A 2,988-nucleotide genomic window follows, 5' to 3' on the forward strand; every position below is an offset into this window, starting at 1 on the left:
GCACGGGCGCGGCGCCGCGCCAGGCGGGCAGCAGCGAGAAGTGCAGGTTGACCCAGCCGTGCGCGGGGACGTCGAGGGCGACGCGCGGCAGCAGGGCTCCGTAGGCCACCACCGGGCAGCAGTCCGGCGCGATCTCCCGCAGCCGGGCGAGGAAGTCCTCGTCCCGCGGCCGGTGCGGCTTCAGCACCTCGATGCCGGCCTCCTCGGCCCGCTGCGCCACGGGGCTCGCGACGAGCCGCCGTCCCCGTCCCGCCGGCGCGTCGGGCCGCGTCACCACCGCGGCCACCTCATGCCGCCCCGACGCGATCAGCGCGTCCAGGGCGGGAACCGCGACCTCGGGGGTACCAGCGAAGACAAGCCTCATGGGTGACTGTCGGCCTCTCGGACGGAACTTCAACAACCCCTGCACACAAGACACAGGACAACGCACCAGTCTATGCCCCGGCTCCCCGCCTACCGCTCGCACCCCGCAGCTCGCACCTCGCACCTCGCACCTCGCCAGCCGCCAACGGGGTGTCCTGCCGACGGTCGGTGCCCTCCTGGGAAAACCTCGCGTGCCGGCCGCCCCCCACGGACGGTGCGCGGGCGGGAGATCACGTCGCACAACCACCCCCACGCGCCCTGCGCATATGTCCCCACGCCCCCACCCCGTTACCAGCGGAGCGAATCCGCGTTGGTCAAGAAAGAGTTGACCACTACCGACCGCAATCGCGGTACTTCCTTTTCAACGCCGGTTCGAGAGGCTTGTTCATGGCCGACCACGCAACCCACGACGCCCAGGCTCGGGCCAGCCTGCACTTGCTGGTGCGGGACATCGAGCGGGTCCGCCGGCAGGTGGACGCACTACGCACCCTCACCGCCCAACTGGGCAACGTCTACCGCCCGCGCCGCTCCGGCCCCTCCACGGGCTTCGTCGTCTACGGACGCGCCCCCGCCCCGACCGTCCGCCTCGCCCAGGAGCTGCGGGACAGTGTCGAGACCCTGGTCACGGCCGCCGTGGACTTCGACCGCTCACTCGGTTTCTCGTGGGACGCGGTGGGCTCGGCCCTCGGGGTGACCAAACAAGCGGTGCACCGCCGCTACGGCGCCCGCCGCGCCGCCGCCCAGGCAGCGGCCGAGGCGGAGCGCACGGGAGAGCCGCAGGGCACCCGCACCGTCAACGTGGGCTCCGGCCTGCCGACGGTCCCCGCGGCCCGCTCCATGCCGGGCCAGCTGCCCGGACAGATGACGGGCCCGATGACGGGCCCGATGCAGAGTCAGATGCCCACGCAGCCGACAGCCGGCAGCCCCACCCTCCGGGACGAGGCAAGACCCACGGCTTTCCCCGGGCCGCGCAACGGCTGACGACACCCAGACTGCCTCCCGGCCCCCACCGGGAGGCAACGCCGTACGCCGGGCGACAGCCCCGCAACGGGGCCCCGCACTCACCTGCTCCCCGCTCCTCCGTACAGCGACGCCCCAGCACCACCCGACCAGCGAATCCTCAGATCCTCTGATCGTCTGATAGTCAGCTGCTCTGATCCTCGGCTCCCCTGATCCTGGCCCCCTGATCCTCCTCACCCGATGTCGAGGGGATCCACCCGGATCCGAACCCCCTCGCCGCCCCCACGCGCCATCCGCGCGGCCTGCGCGGTCTTCAGCGCGGCGGCCAGGGCCGCACCGCTCCCCGGCGGCACCCGGATCAACGCACGCTCCCACGCCTCTCCCGGCGGCGGTGCCCCCACCCGCCGTGCCCGCCCCGTCTCCACGACGGGCAACGGCACGGGACCCAACACCTCCGCGTCCGGCGGCAGTTCCACGCCGCCCAGGAAGTCGGCCACCGCCTGGGCCGTGCCCGACACGGCCGCCATCCGGGACACCGGCGGAAACCCCAGCTCGGCACGGTCCGCGAGCTCCCGTACCGCATGCCCCACCGGGTCCCACCGCACGAGCGCCTGCACGGGCCGCAGCGTCGGCTCGGCGACCACGACGACCGTGCCGCCCGCCCCCTGGTTCCGTACGAGCGAGGCCGCACCGATCCACCGGCGCAGCGCCTCCTCCCCGGCGCGCAGATCGGGGCGCCCGAGCATGGCCCAGCCGTCGAGCAGCAGAGCGGCCGCGTACCCCCCCTCGGCGACCGGTTCGGCGCCGGGTGTGCTCACGACCAGCGCGGGCGTCCCCGGCACGGTGTCGAGCACATGTTCCCGCCCGGAGGTCCGCACCGGCACGGCGGGAAAGGCCCGCCCCAGTTCCTCGGCGGTACGCCGGGCGCCCACGACCTGGGCCCTGAGCCGACGGCTCCCGCACTCCGGGCAGTGCCAGCCCTCCTCCTCACGCCCGCACCATCCGCACACCAGGGCACCGGCGCCCTCCCGCGCCTCCAACGGCCCCGCGCAGTGCCGGCACCGGGCGGGCTCCCGGCACTGCGCACAGGCCATCCTCGGCACGTATCCACGCCGGGGCACCTGGACGAGGACGGGCCCGTCCCGCAGTCCGTCCCTGGCGACCTGCCAGGCGAGGCTGGGCAGACGCGCGGCCCGGGCCGCCTCGTCGCGCGCCAACTCCCCGTCCCCGACGGTCCGCACCAGCGGCGCGACGGCCCGCACCTGCTCCCTGGTGGCGACGATCGGCGCGGCCCACCCGCTCTCGACGAGCTGGGCGGCCTCCACGGTGCAGCTCCAACTCCCCAGCAGGAAAGCACCCTTGTCCCGAGTCGCCCGCAGCTCCAGCACCTCCCGCACATGCGGGAAGGGGGCGTTGTCATCGCTGTGACTGGCGTCGCCGTCGTCCCAGACGACGACCAGTCCCAGGTTCCGCACGGGGGCGAACATGGCGGCCCGGGTCCCTACGACGGCCCGTACCGCACCCCGCCGCACCGCCAGCCACTCCCGGTACCGCCGCTCCTGCCCCGCGTCGGCGGTCAGCAGCGCGTGCTGCCCCTCCCCCAGCAGCTCCCGGAGAGCCTCGTCCACCCGCGCGGCGGGCCGCCCCGCCGCGCGGGTGGACGAG

The 2,988-nt window shown here is 74.6% G+C and carries 3 protein-coding genes; 1 reads left to right on the forward strand and 2 read right to left on the reverse strand.

What is annotated here, in order from left to right:
* Window positions 1-364: methionyl-tRNA formyltransferase (locus tag AOK23_RS36890; RefSeq protein ID WP_276205789.1), on the reverse strand; the 364-nt coding region annotated here is incomplete at its 3' end.
* 386 nt (window positions 365-750) lie between these two features.
* Here AOK23_RS36890 and AOK23_RS36895 point away from each other — a divergent pair.
* Complete coding sequence (locus AOK23_RS36895) at window positions 751-1,344, forward strand: hypothetical protein (protein ID WP_055716858.1); 594 nt, start codon at window positions 751-753, stop codon at window positions 1,342-1,344.
* A gap of 212 nt (window positions 1,345-1,556) precedes the next feature.
* Here the strand turns inward: AOK23_RS36895 and AOK23_RS36900 are convergent.
* Window positions 1,557-2,988: primosome assembly protein PriA (locus AOK23_RS36900; protein WP_055716859.1), on the reverse strand; the 1,432-nt coding region annotated here is incomplete at its 5' end.

It is taken from the genome of Streptomyces torulosus (assembly GCF_001419765.1).
Taxonomy (GTDB): Bacteria; Actinomycetota; Actinomycetes; order Streptomycetales; family Streptomycetaceae; genus Streptomyces; species Streptomyces torulosus.

Excerpts from the sequence above, each read along its gene's own strand:
- AOK23_RS36895 (WP_055716858.1), top strand. The coding sequence starts at position 751 with ATGGCCGACCACGCAACCCACGACGCCCAGGCTCGGGCCAGCCTGCAC.